At 45.2% G+C, this 5,528-nt stretch carries 5 protein-coding genes, 1 tRNA gene and 2 pseudogenes; 3 read left to right on the forward strand and 5 right to left on the reverse strand.

The annotated features are described in order from the left end of the window. Positions 1-22: 22 nt before the first annotated feature. The 4 genes and pseudogenes from F6K37_RS30975 to F6K37_RS30995 all read right to left on the reverse strand — a co-directional run. A pseudogene (locus F6K37_RS30975) lies at positions 23-652 on the reverse strand (RNA-guided endonuclease InsQ/TnpB family protein); the annotation flags it as partial. A gap of 98 nt (positions 653-750) precedes the next feature. After that, a pseudogene (locus F6K37_RS30980) lies at positions 751-990 on the reverse strand (RNA-guided endonuclease TnpB family protein); the annotation flags it as partial. Positions 991-1,267: 277 nt separating this feature from the next. After that, positions 1,268-1,582: a hypothetical protein gene (locus F6K37_RS30990; RefSeq protein WP_287254370.1), complete on the reverse strand. Its 315-nt coding sequence runs from the start codon at positions 1,580-1,582 to the stop codon at positions 1,268-1,270. Between the two features lie 290 nt (positions 1,583-1,872). Next, positions 1,873-1,944, reverse strand: a tRNA-Val gene (locus F6K37_RS30995). A 63-nt stretch (positions 1,945-2,007) separates the two neighbouring features. Between F6K37_RS30995 and F6K37_RS31000 the strand changes: the two genes are divergently transcribed. The 3 genes from F6K37_RS31000 to F6K37_RS31010 all read left to right on the forward strand — a co-directional run bounded on the left by F6K37_RS31000 (position 2,008) and on the right by F6K37_RS31010 (position 4,125). Further along, positions 2,008-2,613, forward strand: a complete 606-nt coding sequence (locus tag F6K37_RS31000; protein WP_008178375.1) for a metal-binding protein — start codon at positions 2,008-2,010, stop codon at positions 2,611-2,613. Between the two features lie 311 nt (positions 2,614-2,924). Beyond that, complete coding sequence (mazG, locus tag F6K37_RS31005) at positions 2,925-3,764, forward strand: nucleoside triphosphate pyrophosphohydrolase (protein ID WP_287254374.1); 840 nt, start codon at positions 2,925-2,927, stop codon at positions 3,762-3,764. 160 nt (positions 3,765-3,924) lie between these two features. Then, positions 3,925-4,125, forward strand: coding sequence for a hypothetical protein (locus F6K37_RS31010; RefSeq protein ID WP_008178378.1), 201 nt, complete (start codon positions 3,925-3,927; stop codon positions 4,123-4,125). A 174-nt stretch (positions 4,126-4,299) separates the two neighbouring features. Here F6K37_RS31010 and F6K37_RS31015 read toward each other — a convergent pair. Further along, positions 4,300-5,528: YcjF family protein (locus F6K37_RS31015; RefSeq protein ID WP_287254377.1), on the reverse strand; the 1,229-nt coding region annotated here is incomplete at its 5' end.

Consider the following 5,528-nt stretch of genomic DNA (forward strand, 5'->3'; position numbering starts at 1 on the left):
GCAACGTGCCGGAGACGAAACCTTAGAAGAGTGCAGCCTTACAACAAAACCTGCCACCTTTGATGCATAGCCTATCAACTATAAAGGCTGCACTCTTCTTGCGGTAACTTCTAACCAGTCTCTTGGCATGTTCTTCACGCTGCCTACTTATTTTGAGATGTTGTCTGCCTAGTCTATTAACGGCCTTCTTACGGTTAGATGAGCCTTTCTTTTTTCGAGATACTCGACGCTGATAAAATTTCAGACGCTTTTCCCCAGTTCTATAAAATCGGGGATTGGGTTCTGTGTTACCTCTAGAATCGGTGTATAAATCTTTTAGCCCTACATCTAATCCTACAGTAGCGTCAACTGGATCCAATTGTTCATTTATCTCAGCAGAGATGCAAAATTGAACATAATACCCATCAGCCCTTTTTACAATGCGAACCCGTTTAATTTGCTTCTTGTCCAAGCGCCACAAGTCCCAGGTACCCTTGAGCTTTAGCTTTCCAATTCCCTTCTTGTCACTGAAAGTGATTGATTTCTTGTCAGGGGATAACTTCCATCCTGATTGCTTATACTCAACCGACCTACAGTGTTTTTGAAAGCTAGGAAAACCTTTCTTTCCTGGTACCTTTTTCTTGCAGTTTTCAAAGAAGCGAGAAATTGATGACCGGAGATGAAACCTTAGAAGAGTGGAGCCTTATTTCATGAGTTTTAACCCTTTTTTGCATAGCCTGTCGCCTATAAAGGCTCCACTCTTCTTACGGTAACTTCTAACCATGCCCTTTCAGCCGCAGCTTGCCGAGCAGTAGAGTTTAATTCATTGGCAAATGAGAATTCTTTAGCAAGTATCTTGCAATATTTGCTAAGGTCATATTTCCCCGTCCCTTTATTGTCCATCCATAGACGGATGCAGCTATTACGGATAAATTTGACTGTCCGAATTGCTTCTTCTATAGCTTGATATTGGATAGGTTTCCCGTATGCCTTAAACTCTATTATGATCATCAGAACTCGACCTATTCTGTTATATTATTACGCTAGTACGTTTGAGGAAAACTGTCAAGTTATAGTCAAACCTTTTTCACGGCGACTAAAGTCGCTACTAGCTTTCATCCCGGAGACGAAACCTTAGAATAGTGCAGCCTTACAACAAAACCTGTCACCTTTAATGCATAGCCTACCAACTATAAAGGCTGCACTATTCTTGCGGTAACTTCTGACCCGGTTTAAAAACACGGGGCTTTCAGCTTTGGGGGTTACGTAACTCAGATTAAACAAATGGTTACCTGTTTTCTTCAAAAGCACCTGAAGTAGCGATGCAGCGCCACCAAAGCGGGTTTCCCCCACTCGCGCTTTGCATCAAGACAGCGTGGCCGTAGGGCATGAACTGAATGGTAATAGCTAATAACTGATAGCTGAATGCTGATAGCTGAATGCTTACGATCCCTACAAGCCATTTGTGTAAAAATGGCTTTTCATTGTCTTGATGCCGCCCCTCCTCATGAGCGACTGCATCAAGATAGGGATTCCCGACAACAGAAGAAAAAAAATATCCATTGAGGAATAAATTCGTAAACCGATACTTTTTAGCTACCAAAGTCTACCAAGATAGACCAAGGCCCGCCAATGCAAGATGCAATAGCATCCAGGGGGTATCTCCGCGCTTCTCTGACGGAATATCCCGCGAGCGCCATAAAAATGTCAACAAAGTTGGTTCCACCGGGATTACAGCGCAACTATTAAACCCTTGGTTTTCGGCTTTAATTTAAGTTACATAATAATCCCTGTCGGTGTTACCCTAATTTAAGTCTAACAAATAATAAGAGTTTTTGGTAGACTCTGCGACATTTTTTCTAGCTGTTTACTAACCTTGGAATTTGACGGACATGGGCAGTACTGGATTCGAACCAGTGACGTCCTGCTTGTAAGGCAGGCGCTCTACCGCTGAGCTAACCGCCCGTATGCAATACTTACTTACTATAGCATATTTTTCCAAAGACGACAACAACTATAAAAAATAATATGTCCTCTGGCTATATACATGATCGCATAACCTTGTGGAGTTTGCCAGTAGTCACGGTTTTGAGCCTGGTAGTAACCCGGAGTAGTGATTTGACCTTGATTGTAGCTGGAGGCTTCCTGTTCGGTGGCTTGATGTTTAGCCCTGACTTAGACCTATACTCTCGACCCTTTAAGCGTTGGGGCTGGTTGCGCTGGATTTGGATCCCTTATCAGAGGATGGTGCCTCACCGTTCTATTTTTTCTCATGGACCAGTGATTGGGACAATTTTGCGACTGCTTTATCTAGCCAATTGGATTGTCTTGTTTGGGGGTGTGGGATTGCTGGTGTTTCAGCTATTCCAAGATGAACCGGATCGTTGGCTGGAGCTGATTCAAGGGCTGGGGGGTAGGGTGTGGGAATATCGTACCTGGTTGATGGCCTGTGTGGTCGGATTGGAGTTGGGTGCGATCGCGCATTTTGTGAGTGATTGGGGAAGTTCGGCTTATAAGCAGTTTAAAAAAGGGGGGATCACGGGGTTATGGTCTGGCAAGCAAGGGAGGAGCAAGGCCAGGGGTGCGGGTAAGACAAAACCACAAAGACCCAAAGCACGCAAAAGCAAGAGGTAAGCATATGCGCTACGCGCAGGCTACGCCAACAGCTATCAGCTGTCAGCCCTCAGCTAATCAACGGTCGGTAGTAAACAAGGTGGGGGGTGCTGGTACGGCTGGTTGAAAATCCCTGCTCGCTTTACTAATCCGACCCCGTACAGTTAAAGCGCCTGAAAGCTGATAGCACTTCAAGTAGCGTGGGCATAAGCTGATAGCTAATAGCTGATAGCTGATACGCGACACGCTGATAGCTGAATGCTTACATAAAATTTGGCATTGGTGCTGGATTTCGTTAAGAATAATTAAGTTGCGTTTCGCTTTTCGGTTTTATGTGTAGTTCCCCTCAACAAGCTCAGCCAGTTAATCAGGTGTCGATGTTGGCCGCTTTGCAAGAGTTGATTGATGTAGTAGCCAGATTGCGATCGCCTGAGGGTGGTTGTCCTTGGGATTTGGCTCAGACCCCTCAATCCCTAATTCCTTATGTAATTGAAGAAGCTTATGAAGTAGTGGATGCAATTCGCAGTGAGGAGCAAAATGCGATCGCAGAGGAGTTGGGTGATTTGTTATTGCAGGTAGTTCTGCAAGCTCAAATTAGTAGTGAGCAAGGTCAGTTTAGCTTGACCGAGGTAGCTCAGGGGATTACTCAAAAGCTAATCCGCCGTCATCCCCATGTTTTCGGTGATGTCGAGGTTGATAATGTCGAGGAGGTTCGTCAAAACTGGGAAAACATTAAGGCAGCAGAGAAAGGAGAAACCATTGCGGATAAGCAATTATTGAGTCGTAAACTGAGTCGCTATAGTAAAACCCTTCCCCCTCTAATGGCTGGGATGAAGATATCGAAAAAGGCCGCTAGTGGTGGGTTTGAGTGGGATAATGTTGAGGGAGTTTGGGATAAGTTTCACGAAGAATTGGCTGAGTTTCAACAAGCACTTGAACAGGACGATAAAGCCCACCAGGAAGCAGAATTGGGAGACGTATTGTTTACTCTGATTAATATTGCGCGTTGGTATGACCTTGACCCTTCAGCTGCTTTGCAGGGAACCCAGGGAAGGTTTATTGAAAGGTTAGCGCAAGTCGAAGCATTGGCTGAGCGCCCACTGTCTGATTACACCTTGGATGAGTTGGATGCTCTGTGGCAAAAGGCTAAAGCACTCTTAGCTCAGAAGTAGGGTCTCCTTAGAAGCATTCAGCAGAAGAAAAGACCCACGCTTAGTGGAAGTAGAAAGTGGGTGCCCAAGCAGATTTGATATTACAGGGGGTATAGCCCCACATCCCCAAGCTCCGGAAAAAGGTTAAAAATATAAACAACAGCCATTACCCTATAGTATAATGTTGGCTCCAGTTCGTCTTATTCCCGGTGCTATACCAGAACTATTTGCTAAAGTTAGCAGCTCTGGAAAAATTACTCTTGCTGATCGATATGGATTGATGGCAGCACTATTGGAGGATTCACTCACCTCCGAAGAGAGAGACTCCATCGACAGATTGCTCCACGCTGTACATCGGGGCAGGGTGAAACTTGCTACCTAGTGCATATACTATAGGTAGTAGATGCGTCTACTTAAGAAAACGATATAGAAAACAATAGATAAAAAGAAATCCCCCATTGATGTGAGGGGCATGGGGGGCTGGAGAAAACATTGAATCTACTCTATTTCATTAAACAAGAATTTGAGTCGATTTGATAGGCATTCTGGCTGTAGTTTAGGATTTCCTGCCTTTGTCCTTGATTTCGTCCCTTTCATCGATTGGTGATTGGGCTTCTGATTTTCCGGTCAGAGGTTGGACCACTTTTGCGATCGCTTCACTGACAAAAGCTTTAATAAACTCATCCCGCTGGTTTAACTGAAACTGCTTTTGGACTACTTCACTCATCCCTCCATCTCCCCAGTCTTGGTCATTGCGGAAGTATTCAATAAAGCTTTTCCCAGCAATTCGGATCAGATAAGCAGCAGTTACCCCCTGAATGGCTTTGCCGACAACATAGGTGGCAAGATTCAGTCTTAGTGTAGTGCTAAGGATTTGAATCGCTCCCTTGACAATACCCAAACTAGCTAAAGTTTTTCCCAAGGATAGGGCTAATTCCCTACCCCGTTCCATATTCAGTTCACAGCCGTAGATTTTGCCAATTTCGACTACCATTTGGGCATTTACTGCTGCAGTTGCTAATAAATCCACCACAGGTAAGGGAGTCAGAGAAATTACACTGGCCCCAATCCACTGGAACCGTTCCACCACTTTCTCTGCTTCTCGCCTGCGCTGCTTGTCGAGGATGTGTCGAGCTTCTTGGCCTAAGCGCTGGGATTGTAACAGAATGTTATCAGCAATCAACTCTTCTCCCTCTGCTCTTAATACAGCAGCTAAGCGACGGATTAAGGGCAAAATTTCCGGTTCAGGTTGGCAAAGTTGACCATTTTCTAGGGTAACAGGCTGGGGATTGGCTGCGATCGCAACTACATCTGAAGCAGGAATAAAGCCCCTTACTCGCTGGCGCAATCGTGCTAGAACCCTTTCTGAGTCTTGTTCCGTGTACAGGTCAATTTTATTGAAGACAAGAAGCGATCGCTTCCCAATCTGTGCCAATTTTTCGAATGGATCATACTCTGAGTGTCGTAAATCGTTATCCACCACAAACAACAACAAATCCGCTTCCGTTGCCAGATGTCGTGCCCATTGCTCTCGCTGAGTGCCAACTACACCAGATTCTAAAATTCCTGGTGTATCAGTAATCAGAATCGGGCGTTCTAATCCCTTCAGCTTTAGTTTGTAGGTTTCCCCAACCTCCGTCGTTCCCATGGGCGCACCCACTTGACCCACCATCCGACCAATCAAAGCATTCACTAGAGAGGTTTTGCCCGCTGAACCAGTACCAAACACTACCACTAACAGTTCCCCACGGGAGAGGATAGCTTCAATTTCTTCAGAGCGGCGCA

Source organism: Moorena sp. SIO4E2 (genome assembly GCF_010671945.1).
In the GTDB taxonomy this organism is placed as follows: Bacteria; Cyanobacteriota; Cyanobacteriia; order Cyanobacteriales; family Coleofasciculaceae; genus Moorena; species Moorena producens.